Genomic DNA, 25,055 nt, shown 5'->3' with positions numbered 1-25,055 from the left:
GGCCTAGCGCCGGGCTTTTCGTTTGTCTAGCTGACAGATGTGAGGGTTCTCAGGAGGGCGTCCAAGGCATAGAAACGCTGCCTTTCCATTCAATGAGCAAACCCTGCCATGACCCCTTCGACCTTCGCCCACCTCGACTCGAACGTCCTTCTGTTTGCCGGCACACCGTGCCTGACGGTACGCGATCCGCGTGGGCAAACCGTGCGCGACATCCACTACCATCGCCATCCTGATACCCCAACCGAACAGGACAGGCGCATCACCTGCCATCGTTTCGATCCGGGTGGCCGACTGGCCGCCAGCATCGACCCGCGCCTGGCTACGCTGGCGCTGCGCGATGCCAGCGTTGTACCGAACGTGCGGCACCGTTATTCGCTGTCCGACGCCGTTGTGCAGACCGACAGTGTCGATGCAGGGGTGCACACCGTACTCAACGATGCCACTGGCCGCCTGGCCATCGACGTTTCCGCGACGGGCGTCGTGCATACCCGTCGCTATCGACCCGCCTGCCCTGCCCATCACCTGGACACCATCACCGAACAGTCCGCCAATGCCCAGCCCTGCGTGGTCGAGCGTCTGGTCTGGGCTGACGCCAGCCCGTCACAGCAGGCCGCCAATCTGGCCGGGCAGTGTACCCACCATTACGATACCGCCGGTTTGAAACAGACCCTGAGCCTGAGCCTGGGCGGTGCTACCTTGGCCGACACCTGGCAGGTACTCGACGACGAGGCCCGGGCAAACTGGCACGGTGACAATGCAGCCGACTGGGCGGCCTTGCTGGGGCCGGAGGTGTTCAGGCAGCACTGCCGAGTCGATGCCCTCGACGCGCCCCTGGCCAAGGTCGACCCCAGGCAGCACGAAAGACGCTATGCCTATGATCTGGCCGGCCAGCTTCATGCCACGGCGTTGCTCGTACCCGGGCAAGCAGAACGGCCCATCGTGGTTGCCGTGCACTACTCCGAAAGTGGGCGGCCACTGCGGCAGACGCAGGGTAACGGGGTGGTCAGCGACTATGAATACGACGCCCACACCCAACGACTCACACGCCAGCGCGTGGCGCGCCCGGCCAACCATCCACTGGGCGCCAAGGTATTGCAGGACCTTGAATACCGTCACGATCCGGTGGGCAATCTCGTCGAGCGCTGCGATGCCTCCCAGGCGGTGCGCTTCTGGCGCAACCAGCGCGTAGAGGCCAGCAGCACCTTCGTCTACGACACCCTTTACCAACTGGTGAGTGCCACGGGGCGCGAGCGCATCGACCGCGGCCAACAGACGCCGACACCGCCTACCGCGACAGTGCCGGTCACCCTGGATGACAGTGCGTTCACACGCTACCTGCGCACTTATCGGCATGATCGGGCAGGCAACCTGGTACAGGTGCGTCACAGCGCACCGGCCAGTGGCAACAATTACACCCGCCACATCACCGTCGCCGCCCGAAGCAATCGGGCCGTGCCCAGCCAGTTGACCGAAGATCCACTGCTGGTCCACAACCTGTTCGACGCCGGCGGACATCAGCGTCAATTGGCACCAGGCCAAGGGTTGCAATGGAATGCGCGCGGCGAGCTGGGCCAGGTAAGCCCGGTCACCCGTGAGGGCCGGGCCTCGGATACCGAGTGGTACCGTTACGACGCGCAGGGCAAGCGGCGCGTCAAACAGGGCAGCCAACACGGCGCGACTCAGGTGCAGACACACCGCACCCTGTATCTCGACGGGCTGGAGCTGCATGCCAGCGCAACGGGCGAGGCAGTGCGCGAAGCCTGGCAAGTGATCAGTATCGACGAAGCCGCGCACTGCCAAGTGCGAGCCTTGTGTTGGGAAGTCGGCAAACCGGACGGTATCGACAATGGCGGTCTGCGCTACAGCTACCCGGATCGAGTCGGCAGCAGTGGCTTGGAACTGGACGACACCGGCCAGTTGATCAGTCAGGAAGAGTATTACCCGTATGGCGGCACGGCGGTGTGGACCAGCCGCAGCCAGGCAGAAGCGCGCTACAAGACGGTTCGCTATTCAGGCAAAGAATGTGATGCCACCGGCCTCTATTACTATGGCCTGCGCTACTACCAACCTTGGGCTGCACGCTGGTTGAGCGCAGACCCGGCCGGCGCCATCGACGGGCTCAACCTGTTCAGGATGGTGCGCAACAACCCCATGACCCTGTGGGACGAAGACGGCTTGCAACCGGTGGGCGATGAACTGCCCAACGGGCTGTACAAACCCGTGTTGCGCACAGGCAAGGCCCGGGATCGTGACGGAGCCAAACATCCGGGGATACCGGCCGACGCCCAGAAGCAAATCAAATCCGACGTCAAGCCCATACCACTGCGCGACGCGCTGAGCGATACGAGCCTGGGTCAGCAACCCCTGGTCACCGACTTGCTCAACCCGGCGAAAGGCCTGGTCAGTACGGCCGACACGGCCACGCTGAACCGTAAGGAGGGTGGCGGTCAGCTGTTGTTCGGCGCGCTGCAGGTGAGCAGCCAGGGTCGCCGGTTCAATGCACTGACCGCCGTCGACCCTCGCACCACCAAGCCCCAAGCCGCGGGGGAATATGCCTACTGGGCGCCGCAAGGCGGCTATGTCGACATTCCCGCGCACCCGAGCAACGGTCAGCCGCAACTGGTGTTCACACCCGGATTCAGCGGTTGTACGCTGGCCGTGGACCAGTTGTCGGCCGATACCTTGCGCGTGCGTCACGTCGAAGGTGGCAAGGAAGACGCGCAATACAACAGCGCGACCATCAAGCATGGGCTGGGCATGGCCAACGCCATGGAATACCGCGACTACGGATACTTCCAGGCAGGCGCCGGCCCGTTGCTGGAAAGCGTCCAAGGCACGGCCTTCATGCAATATGACCAGCGTTCGAAGGGCTGGGCCATTCACCATCAGAGCCTGTTGAACACGCCACAGATCATGGCGGTGGAGAGCCGCACCACGGGTTTCATCAGCAAACAGGTGACCCAGCAGGCCACCGTGCTGTTTTCGCAAGACAGCCGAGTCGCCCGCAACTCGAAAATCGTCCTGAGAAACGCTCGACCGTAGAAGCCATCAGCCTGAAAGCCGCCGCGCGCGATAGCGCGCGCGGCCTCGGATCACGATGCATGGATGCTTGGGAAACGCTTCCCTTACACCTATGTGAACGGCTTGCCTACCCATCTGTTATGTGGATACCGCGCAACCGCCTGCGGTTTTAAAACGTCACCTCTGATTTATTCATTGAGTGATGCGCACCATGACGACAAAAACACCCCATCCCGATTTCGTGCTGGATCCGGAACAGCCGATCGACGCTGAACTGCCGATCGAGCAGGCTCCCGCGGTCATGCCGGAACCCATCATCAACCCGCTGTTCCAGAACCTCGTCCCTGATACACCGCAGACCCGCAGCCTGGACGGCAAGCTCAGCTTCGCCGACGCCATGCCCCGGCTAGGCTACAGCTCGGTGTTCGACATCATTCGCCAGCCCAAGCAAGCCTTCGCTCGTCAACTGCGCAGCCTGAGCGATGCGGACGGCGAAATGGCCTACGACAACGCCCTGTGCTACGCCACCCAGATCGCCCGTTCCTACCGCGAAGAGCAAGTCTCGTCGGGCCGCAGCCTGCCGCAGATCGCCCCGCAGACCGGTGTGCGCGCCCTGGTCGACGTTGGCCCCAGCTACCCCAACCTGTTCAAGGAAAACTGGGACCAGTTCTGCAAGGTCGGCGCCATCGAAGCCATGGACGGCCCGGTGGCCTACCTGGGCTCGCTGCGCCGTTTCGCCGAGCAGCGCATCGAAGGCGCCTCGACTTCACCCAAGCGCATCCCGCTGGCAGTCCGCCGTCCGGACCTGGACAAGCTGGTGATCGACGAACAAAGCACCTACCAGAGCAGGCCCATGCTGGACCTGGTCAACGACGTACTGACCCAGGGCATTGGCAAATATCAGGCGGAAAAAGGCGATGTGCGGCCTGTGCATGAATTGCTTGCGCAGAAGAAACATCCGTTGGTATTCCCGTATCACTTCGCGCACCAGCAGGTAAGTCTGGCGTTAAAGGGTGACAAACCGGCGCTGGGCGAACTCAATCATGCCTTGGTAATGGGACCGCAATACACGGGGCTGCAACCCATCGATCAAACACATGCTCTGGCACTGCTATCAGGTCTTAGCCCTGCACAACAGCAATTGCTGATCCAGCCTGCTCCCTATGCTGCTCTAGGGCACGCGCTTGCTGACAATGCCTGGTATACCCCGATCCAGTCCAACACCTGCTTGTGGGAAACCAACGAGACCCACATCGATATCCCGGCTCAGCCCTCGATGATTGGGTACGCCCACCAAACAAACAATACCCTCATCGAGCTGCGCATGAGTAATGGCTCTGAGACCAAGCCCATCACGTTGCGCGCCGTCGGTTTAAAAGAAGGCGTAGGCTACAGTTGGCCATTGAACCGTAGGTATGTCGACACCGTTCAGGGACTCTGCTTCAGGATCGAGTATCACGCCGAGGACAATGCAGGTTCGGATATGCCGGAAGGCTATTGCGCTGCCCTCACACTCAACGTCATTGCAACCGTTGAAGGTCAGTCGCGTATAGGTCGGCAACTGACCATCGAACTGAGCACCACTGGCGATGCCAAACTGATTCGGCAACTCGATGTCGATGAACAGCAATATATGCGTGACCATCTAGGTGTTGAGCAACGCGTGTTCGGCAGCTCTTCACTTAGCGAAGTGAAGCAGCTTTGCGATGCTTCGGCGTTGGACGCCGAGCAGTTGCAAAGCTTGATTTGCCGAAAGCACGCTCACCCAAAACTCTCCGCTAATTGTCCAATTGTCAACACAACGGGCTGGAATAGCCCGACTCGCAAGATGCCCAACCCCATGAACTATGGAGCCGTGTTCATCAATGGCAACGGCGGCCAGGATCGTCTCAAACCAGGTACCAATCTCGATCTGTACGATAACGCCCTGACCCTGTGGCAGCCAGCCGAAAGCTCCACCACGACGTTATTGGCCAACACGTCACTGGATCGTTTCGATCGTATGCAGCGCATGATCCGCCTGCAACGCTGGATGAACATCCCATTTGCCGAACTCGATACTTTGATAACCTCGGCCATGCGTAGCGAAGGCGACGCCAATCCCGGGCTGCACGCAAACCGCAACACGCTGCGTATCCTGGGTGCCTACCGCTACTTCGACGCTCATTACGAGATCGGCGTTGAGGAATTCGCAGCGTTTGTGGATAACATTACGCCATTCGCCACAGGCGACAAGCTGCCGTTGTTCGACCGCGTATTCAACTCGCCAGTGTTGTTCGACACGCCGTTGTATCTGGACCGGAATGCTTTCTCCGAGTCTGGCAAAGACAGTGTTGCGCAGAAAACCATCAGCCAGCTGTGTGCAGGTCTGAATCTGTCGCCTGCCGCAGAATCGTTCGGCCTACTGGCGGCCAACGTCATCGCCGTCGTAGGCCCGCTCAAGCGCTCGCTAAAAATCGTGTCGGCCTTCTATAGGCAAGCCCGCATGGCACAAATGTTCGGCATTGGCGTGGCGGAATGTCAGTACCTGCTGAACCTGCTCGGCGGCGCTGCGTACATCAACGCTTGTACTATTGGACTGCTGTCGCCGCGCCTCGAGAATGGCGGTGAGGATGCCGATGTACTCGATATCCTGATGGAGCTGGATGGGGTCGTACGTTGGCTTAAGGCCAACAAGCTGACCGTCGCCGCATTGCGCGAACTGCTCGACACGACCGGCAGCGCGGAACCGAGCGTTGCTCTGATCGAGCGCCTGCAGCAACTGGCCGGTGATGCGCTCACCCAGCGCACAACCCCTGAACAGGTGGACGGGCTGGGCTTGCCAGCGGCCGCCGACGGGACAGTGATCAACTGGTATGCACAGCTGCGCGCATTCCATCTGATCAGCTCAGGCGGATTCATCATCGCTCCGGAAGTCACCGTGCAGGACACCGACCACGCCCAACTGGTGGCCACAGTGCTAGGGATGCTGACGGTGCTACCACTTGCCCCGGAAGCCGTTGAGCCCACCACGCTGCGCTTGAGCGAATGGCTTGCCGATACGCTGGCTCGCCAGCAGCGCCTGGTTGAGGGCTTCATGCAGGAGTACACCGGCCTGCTGCCCGAGCAAGCACTGCTGGCCGCTCGCTGGGCCATAGTAACCCCGCAGGCCTTTCTGGATTGCGTAGGCGAAGCCTGGCCTGCTTCCAGTGAACCGGTGCAAGACCATATCGACGCTGTTCTGCAGCAATTGCACGGCGTCACCTGTGCGGCCCTGGGCGTCAAATGGAGCCAGCTGGGTGCACGAGCCCTGCGGATGTTCCTGGCTGAACCCACCTGGCTGGGCACCGCCACCCTGTGGCCGCAGACCCTGCACACCTTGCATCTGCTCAAAGCCTACGAAAGCCTGTTCAACACCCTCGGACAACCCGAGGAACGCCTGCTGGGCTACCTGGAACTGGCCAACACCGCCGTCTCCAAACGTCCCGGCAAACGCCAGTTGGCGACCCAGGTCGAGCACTGCAACGCCGCTGCCGCCAGCCTGCTGGGCTGGAACGTCGATGACGTCGCCGTACTGACGGCCACGCTGCCCCAGGGCATCGCCAAAACCGTCGCCCATCTGGACTGGCTGCGCCGTGCCCAGGCCATCGCGCTGCAAACCGGCCTCAACGGCGCGACCTTGCTGCAAGCCTGCGCCTTGAACGCCGACAGCCCTGAGGCCGACTGGCAAGCGGTTGGCCAGGCAGCCATGGCGGCAGTAAGCGCTTAACCCTAGGTATCGGTGCAGGCCTCTTCGCGGGCAAAGCCCGCTCCCACAAGGGTTCGAGGTGTTAATCAAACCCTCTTGGGAGCGGGGCGGGCGGCGAGCCCTTTGCCCGCGAACAGGCCCTCACTGACACCTCACAACCTTCGAAACCACACAGGAATCCATTCCATGACCATTGCAGCCTCATTGAACGAAAGCTTTCGCGACGCCCTCGTCGCCTATTACCTGGGCGAAGTCGTGCCCAACGATGTCACTTTGGCCGACCTCGGCCTGACTGAAAAACTGCGCACCGAGAACGATCTTTACGAATACCTGCTGCTCGACACTCAGGTTACCCAAGCGGTGGAAACCAGCCCGGTGGCCAGCGCTATTGCCAGCCTGCAGCAATACGTCAACGGTGCCCTGCTGGGCATGGAGCCGGGTTACGACGACGTGCGCTTCAGTGAGGATCTGATTGGGGAATGGCGCGACATTCGTAGCCAATACCCGATCTGGGCGGCCAACCAGCAACTAACATGGTACCCGTCGCTGTACATCGACCCTTCGCTGCGCATGAAGAAGTCGAGTTACTTCCAGCAGCTGGAAAACGATATAAATCAAAACCGGATCAGCATCGATACCACTCAGGACGCGGTAAAGGCTTACCTGGCCAGCTTCGAGGAAGTGGCCAACCTGACCGTCATAAATGGCTATATCGCCGGGACCGACTTTGCCCAGTCTCACTATTACTTCATCGGTAAATCCCGTGCCGAGGGGGCGTATTACTGGCGTTCGGTGAATATGGCTGAACGCAGTTATATCGCTCAAGGCAGTGAAGGCCCCAAGCATGACAACCCTAATCCGGGCGCATGGTCGGATTGGAAGCGAGCCGCTTTGCCCATCTCGGAATCAGCACTCGAACGAAGCATTCGCCCGGTGTACTTCAACAATCGTCTGTTTGTGGTCTGGACAGAGGTTTCCGACAGCCTTGAAGCAGACAATAGCAATGCGCTGGAAGCGGTGCCTCCCCAGGGGGACAAATATGAACACCGGCCTCTGGCAAAACCCAAAGTCACGGCAAAGTTGCGTCTGAACCTTACGTACAAGAAATACGACGACAGCTGGAGTGCTCCGCAGTGTTACCTGGAGTTCGAAACCGATTACTCGGCAATCACCGACGCCCGTGGAAATGTGGATGTCGACACGATTGCTGTTGCCGACACCTCCACCAATCCTGAAGCGCTATTACTTGCTGTCTACGCGGGCTATGCGCGAGTAGGGAACGCTGCGGATGGAAGCCTGGATACTTATAAGATGCTGAGGGCGCTTAAGATCGATAAGAACTTTAACAGCTTCGACTTGTTTCCTACACGCGGCAAAGTAGACGACGTGCCCGCGACGGACAACGGTCCTCACCGTACACTGGTCATGCGTACCGGGCTGCTTTTTGCAAATGCCAACAAAGGTCGATTCCAGTTTCCAGTCACCTCTGCAACGGTACGGCTTAAGACTCCAAGTGTCACGACATCGCCAAACTCCCAAACCACTGGATTCAGCGGTTGGAACCATGGTGGACGTCAGTCCCTCATTGCTCAGATCGAGAACGGTCGCGACATTACTTACGATGAATCTCGCAAACAAATCAAAGTATCTACCCGCATCACTGCTAGCTTTGATCGGATCAATGAGTTTACTCTGACGGCCACCGGCACAAACAACTATGTATTTACACTTAAGCTGCCGGAAGACAATGGAGCAGAATGGGCCACGCTGAGGGCAGGTTCTACGATCACCACTAGCGGGGGCGTATTTAAAAGCGCATTTCTTGGACTGATAGCTATCCAAAAACCGTCGGTGGCTTTGGCCAACTTCATTCAAAATACCGACAGCGGCTCCATCAGCTTCAATGCGCAAAGCGGCAGCGCCAACCTGAATGGCAAGAAAATCAACATGGCGCTCATCCGGCAGTTAAAGAGTTCAGTGGGTGCCACCTGCAGCATGAATATCTTGCGATTCATAGACGCTCGTACTTTCACCACCTCCGCTACCCTCAGCCACGGCGACTCTAGCTTTGCGCAATTTCTTGCACGATCAAATTCGATGGGTAATCCAACGCCTGTCGATATCGGTCAGAAAGTCAATCTGCATGTCAGTGAAATACAGAGCGCTCTTTACCCAGCCCAACACACTCAAACCATTACAATCAATATCGATCCAGAAAGCCTACGTCCGGATTGGGGGGTTGAATGGCCAGGTGCTCAAAAGCATTTCACTGTGCTGCATGGCGTGTTCGTGATGAACCGCATCGGTAATGATTATACCGGGGAAGGTCATTGCGTCAAAGCCACTACAATAGAGCTGGAAACAATCAGCAGCGGTGCGACGCTGGTCGCGCCGAAGATTTCCTACAGTACCAATCCGACGCTCGGAACAGCAGAATTTATCGACTTCAATGGATGCTCGATCCGCAAGAATGATCAGAATACGGCTGATCGCCGGCCGGTCCGCATGAACACGCTATTTGCCCGTAATCTCATCGAACGCGCCAACGTCGCTCTGGAAAATCTGCTGTCGTGGGAAACGCAGCATTTGCCGGAGCCCGCCTTGGCTGCAACTGGCGACCAACCTCCGATGGACTTCAAGGGCGCCAACGGCCTTTACTTCTGGGAACTGTTCTTTCACCTTCCTTTCCTGATCAGCCATCGTCTTAACACAGAACAGCAGTTTATCGAAGCGGACTATTGGCTCAGCTTCATTTTCGACCCGAGCCGACGCAGGGACACTACCGGCCGCCCGGATTACTGGAACGTGCGTCCGCTGGTGGATGCCATCAGCCGGGAACAATCAACTCGGGCACCGATCGATCCGGACGGCATTGCCAGTGACAACCCTGTGCATTATCGCAAGGCGGTTTACAACCACTTCATTAAGAACCTGCTCGACCGTGGCGACAGTGCCTACCGTCAGTTGACACCCGATGGTTTGAATGAGGCCAAGCTGTGGTACGTGCGCGCTTTGGACTTGCTTGGTCCGCGCCCGGACAAGAAGCTGCTTAGCGGCTGGAACCCCGTCACGTTGCAAGCCTTGTCCAATTCGCATAACAGCACATTGCGTACCTTTGAGTATCGTCTTAATGAGGAAGCTCAGCGCAAAGCTGACAGCGAGGCGGAAAACGGTGGCCGATCAGCAATCATTTTCCACCAGCCCCCTTTGGTGCTGATGCCGTTCAACGCTGACCCAATGCTTCAAGAACTGGACAACCCGCACTTCAGAGTTGCCTTGAACCGAGAACTGGTGCAGCACTGGGATACCGCCGAAGCGCGCCTGCGAAACCTGCGTAACAACCGCACTTTGGACGGTAAACCACTGCAACTACCATTGTTCGCCGCTCCGCTTGACCCACGCGCCTTGTTGTCGGCCTTCGGCAGCGGTGCTGCTGGCGGCGCAGTAGGCCGGCTATTGGGTCAAGAAATTCCTCACTACCGCTTCCGTGTCATGCACGAGCGGGCCACCCGCGCCGTGGACAACCTGATCCAGTTCGGTAGCACGTTGTTATCACTGCTTGAGCGCAAAGACAGCGCTCAGTTACAGGAAATGCAGCAGCAAGCTTGGGATATGAGCAAGCAGGCCATCATCCTGCAGCAATTAGTGCAGTCAGTTGAAGCCGAAGGACGCAAAGCCCTCATGGCAAACAGGGCTATTGTCGAAGGCCGTCTGGCCTACTACGGCAAGCTGGCTGACGAAGTAGTCAGCGCGGGCGAGACCGCCGCCGGCGCATTGCACCTACAAGGACGCGTAGCCGAGGGCGTCGGTGCCGTATCCGAAGCCCTTGGCGAAGGCTTGAAAGTGCCGCCTAATCAGGTCGGTGCAGTGGGCGGTGTGATTGCCGGCATGGCCGGCGGTGCTATCGTAGGCGCCACTACAGGCGGCTGGCGTTTGGAAGGCGTTCCTGGCATCGCTGCCGCTGTGTCTAAAGGCCTTGCAGCCTCGCTGCACGGCGCCGCCGAAGCCCTGGACCGCACCGAACAATACCGTCGCCGCCACCAGGAATGGATGCACGCCGAAGACCAGGCCAAGCGCGAGATCGAGCAGATCGATGCGCAACTCGCCGTCCACGACGAGCAGGCCAAGGTCACCGCCGAGCAACTGCGCCAGACCGAGCTGATGGTGGATCAAGCCGCCACCACCTATCAGTTCCTCAGCAAGCGCTTCACCAACGCGCAGCTGTACCAGTGGCTCAACGGCCAGTTCGCCACCTTCTACTACCAGGCCTACGACACCACCCTGTCGCTGTGCCTGGCGGCCGAAGCCTGCTGGCAGTACGAGATCGCCGACCTGAAAACCCGCTTCATTCAGCCGGGCGCCTGGAAGGACAGCTACCGCGGCCTTACCGCCGGCGAGTCGCTCAAGCTCAACCTGATGAAGATGGAAGCGGCGTACCTGCAGCGTAATGCGCGCCAGTTGGAGATCACCAAGACCGTCTCGGTGCGTCGCCTGCTGGAAACCGACGCCAAGCCGTGGGCCACCGTGGTGGCCGATCTGGGCAAGAACGGCGGTCTGGAAATCAAGCTGGAACAGGGGCTGTTCGACAACGACTACCCCGGCCAGTACCTGCGCCGCATCAAACGCATCAGCGTGACGCTGCCCGCCGTGCTGGGCCCGTACGAAGACCTCGCCGCGATCCTCACCCAGACCTACAGCAAGGTGGAAATGGGCGAAACCGTGGGCAGCAACGTCTGGGAAAACATGCGCGCCAGCCAGCAGATCGCGATCTCCAGCGGTATGGATGACGACGGCATGTTCACCCTCAACTTCGACGACGAGCGTTACCTGCCGTTCGAAGGCACGGGCGCCGTGTCCAGCTGGAACCTGCGCTTCACCCGTTCCACGCCCGAGCTGCTGGCGTCGTTGAGCGATGTGATCGTACGCGTCAGCTATACCGCCAAGTCGTAAACAGGCCTGGCCTCTTCGCGGGTAGAACCCGCTCCCACACTGATCTTGGTGATAGCGCCGATCAGTGTGGGAGCAGGCGCCGCGCAAGGGACTACCCAACCTCCTTTGATTCGTGCCGGCCGCGCTTGCCGGGCCGGCACCTGCTGACCTTTTTTTGAGAGAACCACGATGTCTATTCACGATGAACCCGTTTTCACAGCACCGATCGAGCACGACGTCGACGAGCACACTATCCAGCCTTCTGACGACAGCTATGTACCCAACCCGCTGTTCCAGAACCTCGTCCCTGAAACGCCACAGACCCGTACCCTGAATGGCAAACTCAGCTTCGCCGACGCAATGCCCCGGCTAGGCTACAGCTCGGTGTTCGACATCATCCGTCAGCCCAAGCAAGCCTTCGTTCGCCAGGTGCGCAGCCTGAGCGATGCGGACGGCGAAATGGCCTACGACAACGCCCTGTGCTACGCCACCCAGATCGCCCGCTCCTACCGCGAAGAGCAAGTCTCGTCGGGCCGCAGCCTGCCGCAGATCGCTCCGCAGACCGGTGTGCGCGCCCTGGTCGACGTTGGCCCCAGCTACCCTAACCTGTTCAAGGAAAACTGGGACCAGTTCTGCAAGGTCGGCGCCATCGAAGCCATGGACGGCCCGGTCGCCTACCTGGGCTCGCTGCGCCGCTTCGCCGAGCAGCGCATCGAAGGTGCCTCGACTTCACCCAAGCGCATCCCCTTGGCAGTCCGCCGCCCGGACCTGGACAAGCTGGTGATCGACGAGCAAAGCACCTACCAGAGCAGGCCCATGCTGGACCTGGTCAACGACGTACTGACCCAGGGCATCGGCAAGTATCAGGCGGACAAAGGCGATGTGCGGCCAGTGCACCAATTGCTGGCCGAGAAGAAACACCCGTTCGTGTTCCCCTATCAGTTTGCTCATCAGCAGGTGAGTCTGGCGTTGAGTGGGGAGAAGCCGAGGCTGGGGGAGATCAATTATCGTGTCAGCCAGGACGTGCCTGACTTTCCTGAAGCCGTCTACGGCTCGGATGACGCATTGTGTCTGCTGAGTCAGATCAGTCCTGCACACCAGAAGTTATTGCTCGAGCCAGTGCACTTCCCAAGTTTCGATATCGATCTAGCTGAAATCTTGGCCGCTGGCCAGCCGTGGGTGTCGCCCTCGTATAGCGAGGTTATCGTATGGAATACTCAAGCGACCTACGTGCTACTCCAACCGCAGCCATCAGTGGTTGATTGCGTGCCTGCTGCCACTACCAGTGCGGTAGCGGCCGATGGCACTGATACATTGATCACAGTGAGGCTGACCGGAGGCGCAGGCGAAAAAATCGTGAAAGTCCGGGCGTACACCCACTTTTTCCAGCGCAGACCTCTGCTAGACCGTTCGATCAATGCGCCTATGACCGGGAGCAGTGCGTATGCAAGATGCCTGGCTGTAGTCATGAAACCTGAAGATAATCCAGGTGTGGAACTGAGCGGTGATTATTCTGCAGCTTTGATCTTCGACGTTTACGGCCAACGGCACAAGGATCAGTTATTACAGCGACTGGAAGTAAACTTGCACGCAGCGGACTGTCAACTCAGCGAACAGCAAAAACAGCACCTGCTCACTCATCTGGGCATCCCAGAACACTCCAACCGACATATGTCGTCAGCAGCCCTGAACGTTTTCATGGCTCAGACCGGCCTGGGCGCTGCTGAAATCAAGCAGGCGCTGGCCGTTGGGCTGACCGCACCGCAGGTCTCGGTCAACTGCCCCCGCTTGCACTACATCATTACCAGCGCAAACCCTGCCAACCCAGCACCCAAGCCGATGGACGCCGGGGCCCGCTACGTCAATGGTTCGGGTGGGTTGGATGACAGCCTGCCGACATTGAACGACATTTATACCAACAGCATGTGTATCGAGCGCGGCGCGCCGTCACGCATCCGTAATCTGTCGCCTGACAGACTCGACCGCCTGCAACGCATGATCCGTCTTCAGCGTTTGACCCATATACCGTTCCCCGAACTGGACAATTTGATCGTGGCAGGCATGCGCAGCGAGGGAGATAACATCCGTCTTCTGCTCAACGCAAATACCCTGCGGTTGATCGGAGCTTACCGTCATTTCAATCGTACCTACGACCTGACAGCGCGAGAGCTTGCGGCGCTGGTGTGCGAGGTCAATCCCTACGCTTTCGATGGAAAGCCACCCATGTTCGATCAGGTGTTCAATACGCCGACGTTGTTCAATGCCCCGCTGGTATTGAATGAAACGCCGTTGAATCTCGACTCCAACGAGATGAGCGTAAAACAGACAGTGCAACAGCTGTGCGCTGCCCTGGCGCTGTCGGGCGCTGGTTCACTGAGTTGTATCATTGCCGATGCTTCTGCTTATGTGAGTGCACCGCAACTCGATCTTCCGTTCGTTTCCTCGTTGTATCGTCAGGCTCGGATCGCGCAGATGTTTGCGCTTAGCGTCGAAGACAGCCAGTGGCTGCTGGAGCTGCTAGGTGGATCTGAATTCCGCCAATTGGTGGCCAGAGGGCAAATGCTGTCGCGTACCAGCGCCCCGGGCGTCGATATCCTGGACGTGCTGATGCGCGTGGACTGGGCTATTCGCTGGCTTAAAGCCAACAAGCTGACCGTTACCGCATTGCGCGAACTGCTCGACGCCACCGGCAGCGTCGAGCCGAGCGCAGCCCTGCTCGAGCGCCTGCAGCAACTGGCCGGTGATGCGTTTACCCAGCGCATTACCCCTGAACAGGTGGACGATCTGGGCTTGCCAACGACCGTCGACGGAACAGTGATCAACTGGTATGCACAGCTGCGCGCATTCTATCTGATCAGCTCAGGCGGATTCATCATCGCTCCGGACGTCACCGTGCAGGACACCGACCACGCCCAACTGGTGGCCACAGTGCTAGGGATGCTGACAGTGCTACCACTTGCCCCGGAAGCCGTCGAGCCCACCACGCTGCGCTTGAGCGAATGGCTTGCCGATAGGCTGGCCCGGCAGCAGCGCCTGGTTGAGGGCTTCGTGCAGGAGTACACCGGCCTGCTGCCCGAGCAAGCACTGCTGGCCGCTCGCTGGGCCATAGTAACCCCGCAGGCCTTTCTGGATTGCGTAAACGAAGCCTGGCCTGCTTCGGGTGAACCGGTGCAAGACCGTATCGACGCTGTTCTGCAGCAATTGCACGGCGTTACCTGTGCGGCAGTGGGCGTCAAATGGAGCCAGTTGGGTGCACGAGCCCTGCGGATGTTCCTGGCTGAACCCACCTGGCTGGGCACCGCCACCCTGTGGCCGCAGACCCTGCACACCCTGCATCTGCTCAAAGCCTACGAAAGCCTGTTCAACACTCTCGGACAACCCGAGGAACGCCTGCTGGGCTACCTGGAACTGGCCAACACCGCCGTCTCCAAACGTCCTGGCAAACGCCAGTTGGCCACCCAGGCCGAGCACTGCAACGCCGCTGCCGCCAGCCTGCTGGGCTGGAACGTCGATGACGTCGCCGCACTGACCGCCACGCTGCCCCAAGGCATCGCCAAAACCGTCGCGCACCTGGACTGGCTGCGCCGTGCCCAGGCCATTGCACTGCAAACCGGCCTCAACGGCGCGACCTTGCTGCAAGCCTGCGCCTTGAACGCCGACAGCCCTGAGGCCGACTGGCAAGCGGTTGGCCAGGCGGCCATGGCGGCAGTGAGCGCTTAACCCTTCGGTATCGGTGTAGGCCTTTTCGCGGGCAGAGGGCTCGCGAACAGGCCCGCAATGACGCCTCACAACCTTTGAAACCACACAGGAATCCATTCCATGACCATTGCAGCCTCATTGAACGAAAGCTTTCGCGACGCCCTCGTCGCTTACTACCTGGGCGAAGTCGTGCCCAACGACGTCACCCTGGCCGACCTCGGCCTGACCGAAAAACTGCGCACCGAGAACGACCTCTACGAATACCTGCTGCTCGACACTCAGGTCACCCAGGCGGTGGAAACCAGCCCGGTGGCCAGCGCCATCGCCAGCCTGCAGCAGTACGTCAACGGTGCCCTGCTGGGCATGGAGCCGGGGTACGACGACGTGCGCTTCAGCGAAAACCTGCTTGGCGAATGGCGTGACATTCGTAGCCAATACCCGATCTGGGCGGCCAACCAGCAGCTGACGTGGTACCCGTCGCTGTACATCGACCCTTCGCTGCGCATGAAGAAGTCGAGTTACTTCCAGCAGCTGGAAAACGATATCAATCAGAACCGGATCAGCCTGGACACAACGCAGGAAGCAGTGCAGAACTACCTGGCCAGCTTCGAAGAAGTGGCCAACCTGACCATTATCAATGGTTACATAGCCGGTACGGACTTCAAGGAATCCACTTACTATTTTATCGGCAAGTCCCGCGCCGAGGGTGCCTATTACTGGCGTTCGGTCAATATGGCCGAGCGCAGTTACATCTCCCACGGCGAAGGCCCCAAGCACGACAACCCCAACCCCGGTGCTTGGTCGGACTGGAAAAAGGCCAACCTGCCGATTTCAGATGCGGCGATTGAGCACACGATCAGGCCGGTTTATTTCAACAGACGATTGTTTGTGACATGGGCGGAACTGACTCACAGCGTTGAAACCACGCAGACACAAGCATTGGAAGCAGAGGCGCCTGAGAGCGACGGTAGATACGCCCATCGTAGCCTGGCCAAACCCAAAGCAGCCTCGAGGCTGCGCTTGAACCTGACGTACAAGAAATACGATGACAGCTGGAGCGCGCCACAGTGCTATTTGGAAGTTGAAGTAGACACCGCAAAGATCACCCGCCAGTGGACAGATAAAGATAAGGACGATCCAGAATATGGCACTGCAAAATTACTGATCAACTCAGTGGCGGTAGTCGATACCTCAACTAATCCAGAGGCCATGCTGCTTCTATTGTATGGCGGTCAGGTCGCAGGGACGAGTGCCGATGGGGCTCTTGATACCTACGCGGTGCTTAAAACGGTCAAGATCGACAAAAATTTCAACCCAATGCCGCTGTTTCCCACCAGTGGTGTGGTAGACGGTAGCTCCAACGACTCGGGCCAGCATCGTCCGCTGGTCATGCGCGCCGGTAGACTTTTTGGAATATCCAATACCGGGCGTTTTCAGTTTCCAGTGACTGGCGGCGAGATCTCCATAGCCAGCGTTGTCACGCGCGATCCACACCCCGACAACGCTGCCGGCGTCGGTGGTTGGAACTATGCAAACTGGCAACGCCGGGTAGCCGACCTTCAAAGTGGAACAACGGTGACCCTTGCAGCGAATCGGCTAACGGTTACCGCACGCACCCAGACGGAATTCAGTCCACAGCGCCGTACGAGTGTTCTGAAAATTACAGCAACAGGCGTAGACAATTATGAAATCTCGATAACCCTGCCGACTGGAGACGACACTACCGAAAGACTGGCGCTGACAGGCCCATCGACCTTCAAAGCGACCGGGGGCAAATTCAAAGCCAATGGCTCCTTTCGTATAGCAGCAACGCTGGGAAACTCACCGTCCAGAGCTTTACTCGCCAATTCCGATTTTTCGTATGATCACGACGTTCGTTTGGACGTTTCCAGCGGCAGCGCAAGTCTGGTAGGTAAATTCGTCAATATGGCGCTGGTTCGCGACCTATTAAGGCTCGTACCGAATGGCGAAAGCATAGCTTTGAGGTTCATATATTACCCTGGCTCAAGCGCGACCTTGTGGACACAAGGCGTCTGCACCTACGAGTCGGCCGTCAACGGCTATCAGCTGTTCCTGGCCCGCCCTTCGTCGATGCTTGAACCTACGCCTGTATCCCTGTCCTCGAAGGTGAATCTGAAGGTTGACTCAACAGTACACCCGCAACTTCTGCCTGGACAAAATCCGCAGACGGTCAGCTTCGCCATCAATCCTGAGACACTACGCCCAGACTGGTCAACGACATGGCCAAGTGGGGAAACGGGATTCACTGTGATGCATGGTGTTTATGTTACAGAGCAGCAGGGCCCGCAAGTAAACAGCCTTGGCCACTGCGTTCGAGCGACGAAGATCGAACTGCGTACGGTTGGTGCCAGTGATGCACTACGGTCTCCAAAGATATCTACCTATACCAACTCATCACTTGGCATCGCGGAATTTATCGATTTTACCGGCTCTTCGATTGCTCAGAACGACAAAAATGATCGTGCCCGTCAACCTATTCGCATGAATACTCTGTTCGCGCGTAATCTGATCGAGCGAGCCAGTATTGCCTTGGAGAACTTGCTGTCCTGGACCACTCAACATCTACCCGAGCCTGCACTGGGTAATGCCGGTGACGAGCCATACATGGACTTCAAAGGCGCCAACGGTCTCTACTTCTGGGAGCTGTTCTTCCATCTGCCCTTCCTCATAAGCCATCGTTTGAATGCCGAGCAGCAGTTTGGCGAAGCCGAATACTGGCTTGGCTTCATTTTCGATCCCAGTCGTCGCAGTGACAGCAGCGGGCGCCCAGACTATTGGAATGTACGTCCCCTGGTAGATGCCATCAGTCGCGAACGATCCACCCGCGGCCCCATCGACCCCGACGGCATTGCTAGCGACAACCCGGTGCATTACCGCAAGGCGATCTACAACCACTACATCAAGAATCTGATTGATCGCGGCGATGCTGCCTACCGCCAGTTGACCCCGGATGCCTTGAACGAAGCCAAGTTGTGGTACGTGCGTGTCCTCGATCTGCTTGGGCCGCGTCCGGACAAGCGCCTCGTCAGCGGTTGGAGCCCAATCACCTTGGAAAAACTGCGTAACTCCGTGAACGGCAAGCTGCGCGCTTTCGAACAACGTTTGAATGATCAAGCTCGTATCGTGGCGCAAAGCGCGGCAGCGAACGAAGGTCGGTCGCTGGTGATATTCGAGCAACCGCCCCTTGTACTGATGCCGTTCAGAACCGACCCCACCGTGCCTGAATTGGACAGCCCGCATTTCCGCGTCGCGCTCAATCGCGAGCTCGTCCAGAACTGGGACAACGCCGAAGCGCGCCTGCGAAACCTGCGCCACAACCGCACTCTGGACGGCAAGCCGCTGCAATTACCGTTGTTCGCCGCCCCGCTGGATCCGCGTGCCCTGCTGTCGGCATTCGGCTCGGGGGCTGCCGGTGGCGCCGCCGGTCGATTGCTGACGCAGGAGATTCCGCATTACCGCTTCCGCGTCATGCACGAGCGAGCCACCCGCGCCGTGGACAACCTGATCCAGTTCGGCAGCACGCTGCTGTCGTTGCTGGAGAGAAAAGAAGGCGCGCAGCTGCAAGAAATGCAACAGCAGCAGGCTTGGGATATGGCCAAGCAAGGCGTCGTGCTTCAGCAACTTGTGCAGCAGGTAGAAGCCGAGGGCCGCAAAGCACTGTTGGCCAACCGGGCCATTGCCGAGGGACGCTTAGCCTACTACGGCAGGCTGGCCGACGAAGTGGTCAGCGCCGGTGAAGTCGCGGCCGGTGCCCTGCACCTACAAGGTCGCGTGGCCGAAGGCGTAGGCGCGGTTTCCGAAGCCATTGGCGAAGGCTTGAAGGTCCCACCTAACCAAGTCGGCGCCGTAGGCGGTGTGATTGCCGGTATGGCCGGCGGTGCCATTGTCGGTGCCAGCACCGGCGGCTGGCGTTTGGAAGGTGTCGCCGGCATTGCCACGGCCATCGCCAAAGGCGCAGCCGCCGGCTTCCACGGCGCCGCCGAAGCCCTTGACCGCACCGAACAATACCGTCGTCGCCACCAGGAATGGATGCACGCCGAAGACCAGGCCAAGCGCGAGATCGAGCAGATCGATGCGCAACTCGCCGTCCACGACGAGCAGGCCAAGGTCACCGCCGAGCAACTGCGCCAGACCGAGCTGATGGTGGACCAGGCCGCCACTACCTATCAGTTCCTTAGCAAGCGCTTCACCAACGCGCAGCTGTACCAGTGGCTCAACGGCCAGTTCGCCACCTTCTACTACCAGGCCTACGACACCACCGTGTCGCTGTGCCTGGCGGCCGAAGCCTGCTGGCAGTACGAGATCGCCGACCTGAAAACCCGCTTCATTCAGCCGGGCGCCTGGAAGGACAGCTACCGCGGCCTTACCGCCGGCGAGTCGCTCAAGCTCAACCTGATGAAGATGGAAGCGGCGTACCTGCAGCGTAATGCGCGCCAGTTGGAGATCACCAAGACCGTCTCGGTGCGTCGCCTGCTGGAAACCGACGCCAAGCCGTGGGCCACCGTGGTGGCCGATCTGGGCAAGAACGGCGGTCTGGAAATCAAGCTGGAACAGGGGCTGTTCGACAACGACTACCCCGGCCAGTACCTGCGCCGCATCAAACGCATCAGCGTGACGCTGCCCGCCGTGCTGGGCCCGTACGAAGACCTCGCCGCGATCCTCACCCAGACCTACAGCAAGGTGGAAATGGGCGAAACCGTGGGCAGCAACGTCTGGGAAAACATGCGCGCCAGCCAGCAGATCGCGATCTCCAGCGGTATGGATGACGACGGCATGTTCACCCTCAACTTCGACGACGAGCGTTACCTGCCGTTCGAAGGCACGGGCGCCGTGTCCAGCTGGAACCTGCGCTTCACCCGTTCCACGCCCGAGCTGCTGGCGTCGTTGAGCGATGTGATCGTACGCGTCAGCTATACGGCCAAGTCTGCGTAAACAGGCCCGGCCCATTCGCGGGTAGAACCCGCTCCCACAGCACACAAGGTCGCGCCTGCCTACCCATCACTTCTATGGATAGCGAAAGGCCGCAGGCGCGACCGACACTTCGATTCTGTCTACCCATTCAGCGATACCCCAATCATGAACACATCAGAACAAAGCCCCATGGGCATCAATCCGCCGTCCCTGCCCAAAGGCGGCGGCGCCATCCAAAGCATCGGCAAGGGCTGGGGCGCCGTGGGCGCCACCGGCGCCGCGACGTTCGACATTCCCCTGCCCGTGTCCGCAGGACGCGGCAGCGCTCCGCAACTGGGCCTGGGCTACAGCAGTGCGGCGGGCAACGGCCTGTGCGGCATGGGCTGGAGCCTGGGCCGCAACGCCATCGCCAGACGCACGCAAAGAGGTGTGCCGGCCTACACCACCGACGACGAAATAGTCGGACCCAGCGGTGACATCCTGCTGCCCGAGCGCAACGCCCAGGGCGCGATCGTCAGCACCCAAGTCGATCGCTTTCGCGGTCAGGCGCTGGGTGCTTCGTACAAGGTCACACGGCACTTTCCACGGGTGGAAGGCAGCTTCGCCCGCATCGAACGCTGGCAGCTGAGCGACACCGACAGCGGCTTCTGGCTGGTGCACAGCCCCGACGGCAGCCTGTACCTGTACGGCAAGCGCGACAGCGCCAAACTGTTCCCCAGCCACGCACCGCACAAGGTGGCCGAATGGCTGCTGGAGGAATCGGTTACGCCCAACGGCGAGCACATCCTCTACGAATACCAGGCCGAAGACGGCCGTGGCCTGCCTGCTGCCGACGAGCGCGACCACAGCACCCAGCGCTACCTGACTCGCGTGCGCTACGGCAACCTCACCGCCCATGCCCCGCTGTACCTGTGGGACGAATCGAGCCTGCCGCCCCAGTGGCATTTCGACCTGGTGCTGGACTACGGCGAACGTGCCTGCGAACAGGGGACCTTGCCCGGCTATGCTGCCAGCCAACCCTGGCCCGTGCGGCCGGACCCGGTCGCCAGCTTCAGCTACGGCTTTGAAGTGCGCACCCTGCGTCGCTGCCAACAGGTATTGATGTTCCACCATTTCGCCGACCTGGCTCCGGCGCCCGTGCTGGTCAGTCGGCTGTGGCTGGAGTACCGCGAATGCCATGGCTACAGCCTGCTCACGGCGGCCATCAGCCAGGCCAGCGAAGGTGACGAGATCCACGAATTGCCGCCGCTCGAGTTTCGCTACGAGCACTTCAGCTTCGACGATCACCAGTACCGCCGATTCGAACAGATGCCAGGCCTGGACGACGGCCAGACCTATCAACTGGTCGACCTGTTCGGCGAAGGTCTGGCAGGTGTGCTGTACCGCGAAGACAACAGCTGGCGCTACCGTGAACCGCTGCGCGACTTCGACGCAGGCGACACCGATACAGTGATGTATGCGCCCTGGAAACAGTTGCCCACGCAACCGGTGGCCGACTCGAGCAAACCCGTTCGCCAGTTCCTCAGCGACATGACCGGCGATGGCCGTCTGGACTGGATCGTGGCGCAGCCGGGCTACAGCGGCTTCTTCAGCCTGAACCACGACCGCAGCTGGTCCGGCTTCACGCCCTTCAATGCTTTGCCGCTGGAATTCTTCAACCCCGAAGGACAGTTGGCCGACTTGATGGGCGATGGCCTGCGCGACCTGGCCATGATCGGCAGCCGCAGCGTGCGGCTGTATGCCAGTGGCCGCGAACAGGGCTTCCACCCGGCCTGCGACATTGCCCACGCCGAAGACCCACTGCCCTTGGGCAGCGATAGCCGCCATGAACTGGTGGCCTTCAGCGACGTATTGGGCAGTGGCCAGCAGCATCTGATCCGTATTCGCCACGACGAGCTGCGTTGCTGGCCGAACCTGGGCCGCGGTGTCTTCGGCAAGAGTTTCAAGCTCGCCAGCCTGCCGTTTGCCCAAAGCGAGTTCGACGCAGCACGCGTGCGCCTGGCCGACCTCGATGGCTCCGGCGCGGCAGACCTGGTCTACCTGGGCAGCGAACAGGCCCTGATTTTCCTCAACCAGGGTGGCAACGGCCTGGCCGAACCGGTGACTCAGGCCTGGCCCGAGGGCCTGCGTTACGACAACACCTGGCAGGTCAGCGTGGCCGATCTGCAAGGCCTGGGCTGCACCAGCCTGGTGATCAGCGTGCCCCATCGACACGGCCAGCACTGGCGCCTGGACTTCAACAACGGCCGCAAACCGTATCTTCTGGCGGGTTCGAACAACAACATGGGCGCCGAAACCCAGGCGTTCTACCGCAGCTCGGCACTGGAATGGCTGGATGAAAAGGCCGAAATGCTTGCACGTGGCGAGGCTCCGGTGTGCGAGCTGCCGTTCCCTGTGCATGTGGTGGTGCGCCAGGTGCAACACGACGAAATCACCGGCAACACCCTGACGCAACGCCTGGAATATCGCCGCGGCTACTACGACGGCCACGACCGGGAAATGCGCGGCTTCGGTCTGGTGCGCGCCACCGATACCGCTGCCGACGTAGCCAATGAAACGCCGCATTCCCCACCGATGCTGACCAAGACCTGGTACCACACCGGCCGAGCCGTCGATGAAACCCTGGCGCAGATCGACACCAGCGATGCCCAGGCACGGGTGCTGGGGCCCACGCTGTTGCTGCGTCACGATGAAGCCAGCGGCGACGACAGCGTCGTAACCGACATCGATGCGTCGTTGCGTCACGAAATGGCCCGGGCACTGAGCGGTCAGCTGCTGCGCAGCGAAGTCTTCGGCTTCGACGGCGATGCCCGCGATGCCCTGCCCTACTCGGTCACACAGGTACGCTTGGGCGTGCGGTTGCTGCAGCCCTGCAGCGAACACCAGCGCCATGCAGTTCTGCTGCCCATGACCCTGGAAACCGTTGCCTATCAATACGAACGCCTGGTCGATGATCCGCAGTGCAACCATAGCGTGCAACTGCGTACCGATCGCTACGGCGCAGTGACCCATGCGCTGTCGATCGCCTACGCGCGGCGCAAGCATGAAATCGATACGCCGCCGTACAGCGACGAGCACGAGCAGACCTGGTGGCGCGATGCCTTCGACCCGGCTCAGCACCGTTTCTACTTTACCGAAAGCCGCGCCCAAACCCTCCATCTGGACAGTGATCCACAACACTGGCGCCTGCACCTGCCTTACCGGGCTCGCGCCAATGCCTGGTCGCTGCCCAAGGAGCAGGTGGCGCTGCAGCAACTGAGCTATGAAGCGCTGCTGGGTGCGGACGGCCTGTTGAGCCCTGCCGCTCCCAGGACGCTGACGGCACTGAGCCTGCAACGCTACCAGGGCTGCGCCGACGGCACCGCGAATTTCCTGGCGCTGGCGGACTTCAGCGAAGCCGCCGAGTTGGACGAAGCGGCGCTGCAAGCCTACGCCGACGTACTGGAACCTGCCGCTCTCGACGCCAAACTGCTGGAGCTGGGCTACACCCGCATGCCGGCCTTCCTGCCGGACGAGCCAGACCGCGTGCTGTGGTCGGTGCGCCAGGGGTACGCCACCTACGGCGGCGCAGACGCTTTCCATCGTGTGCTCGCCTACCGTCAGACGCCAGCGGTGGGCGAAACCCGCGTGGAGTACGACCGCTACCAGTGCTTGCCGGTGAAGGTCATCGCCGCCGACGGTTGCACCACGCAAGCCGTGCATGACTACCGCACCTTGCAACCGGTGCAGATCACCGACCCCAACGACAACCTGCAGCAGGCCAGCTACGACGCACTGGGCCGCTTGTCCCTGAGCAGCTTCCACGGCACGGAAATGGGCGAGCCGGTGGGCTTCGCACCGTTGAACGGTCAGACCATGGCCGGAAGCATCGCCGACGCCATCGCCGACGATGCGGCAGGGTTGGGCGACTGGGCCATGGCCTATGTCTACGAAAGCGATTCCTGGATGGGCGAGCCGCCGGCCACCGGTGTGGCCGACGAAGCGGCCATCGCTGCGCAGGTCAGCGCGGGTCGCGTGACGCTGGACGGGCGGCTGCGTGCCAGTGCGCGACGTCAGTGGCACTTGGGGTTGCTCGACAGCGACAGCGCCGAAGCCCTGGCGCCGTTGGTCAGCCGCAGCCGACAGCCGGTGCGGGTCGCCGCCTTCCAGGCCGACCGCTACCCGGGGGATCCGCAACGCCAGGTGCGCATGAGCATCGAGAGCTTCGACGGTTTCGGCCGCAGTGTGCAGAGCAAGCAACGGGTCGAGCCCGGCCTGGCCTATCAGGTAGATGAAGACGGCGCACTGTTGCCGGGTCAAGCCCAGGCCGACCCGCGCTGGCGGGTCAGCGAGCGGGTCGAATACGACACCAAGGGCCAGGTGATCCGAGCCTATCGTCCGTATTTCGCCAACAGCGACCGCTACATCAATGACGACAGCCAGCGCGACGCCGAGCACGGTTACCACGACCTGCAGTACTACGACGCCCTGGGCCGCCCGACCGAAACCTGGACCGCTGCAGGCTGGCTGCGACGCCAGCGCTACACCCCGTGGTACAGCATCAGCGAGGACGAAAACGACACGGCCCAGGAGGTGTTGACGATGCGCGCCGCCACCGCTTGAACCGTGCCGCCGCGAGCGCAGTGGCCAGCGCTCGCGGCGCCCTCCTCCTGGTATCGCCCGCCATGACGCTGCACGAAAGTCATGGACAAACGGTCATGTCCCGCCCGTGCCAGACACGGCGCGGGCTGGCGTCATCACCCACACA

6 protein-coding genes are annotated in these 25,055 nt (G+C 60.5%); all 6 read left to right on the top strand.

Translation table 11 applies throughout. The annotated features are described in order from the left end of the window. The first annotated feature begins 108 nt into the window (after positions 1-108). The 6 genes from LT40_RS04730 to LT40_RS04705 all read left to right on the top strand — a co-directional run bounded on the left by LT40_RS04730 (position 109) and on the right by LT40_RS04705 (position 24,910). On the top strand, positions 109-3,042 hold the full coding sequence (locus tag LT40_RS04730) for an RHS repeat protein (RefSeq protein ID WP_052393244.1): 2,934 nt from the start codon (positions 109-111) through the stop codon (positions 3,040-3,042). Positions 3,043-3,232: 190 nt separating this feature from the next. Then, positions 3,233-6,769: a Tc toxin subunit A gene (locus LT40_RS04725; protein ID WP_158497436.1), complete on the top strand. Its 3,537-nt coding sequence runs from the start codon at positions 3,233-3,235 to the stop codon at positions 6,767-6,769. Between the two features lie 165 nt (positions 6,770-6,934). Then, positions 6,935-11,698: a Tc toxin subunit A-related protein gene (locus LT40_RS04720; RefSeq protein ID WP_043187106.1), complete on the top strand. Its 4,764-nt coding sequence runs from the start codon at positions 6,935-6,937 to the stop codon at positions 11,696-11,698. A 168-nt stretch (positions 11,699-11,866) separates the two neighbouring features. Further along, positions 11,867-15,397, top strand: a complete 3,531-nt coding sequence (locus LT40_RS04715) for a Tc toxin subunit A (RefSeq protein WP_043187104.1) — start codon at positions 11,867-11,869, stop codon at positions 15,395-15,397. A gap of 99 nt (positions 15,398-15,496) precedes the next feature. Then, positions 15,497-20,329, top strand: coding sequence for a Tc toxin subunit A-related protein (locus LT40_RS04710; protein ID WP_043187102.1), 4,833 nt, complete (start codon positions 15,497-15,499; stop codon positions 20,327-20,329). A gap of 144 nt (positions 20,330-20,473) precedes the next feature. Continuing rightward, the gene (locus tag LT40_RS04705) at positions 20,474-24,910 is read left to right on the top strand and encodes a SpvB/TcaC N-terminal domain-containing protein (RefSeq protein WP_043187099.1); all 4,437 of its coding nucleotides are present in this window, start codon (positions 20,474-20,476) and stop codon (positions 24,908-24,910) included. The last annotated feature ends 145 nt before the right edge of the window (positions 24,911-25,055 follow it).

The sequence above is a fragment of the Pseudomonas rhizosphaerae genome (assembly GCF_000761155.1).
Taxonomy (GTDB): Bacteria; Pseudomonadota; Gammaproteobacteria; order Pseudomonadales; family Pseudomonadaceae; genus Aquipseudomonas; species Aquipseudomonas rhizosphaerae.
Note: the sequence above shows the minus strand (reverse complement) of the source record. Positions and strands in the feature narration are given on the sequence as shown.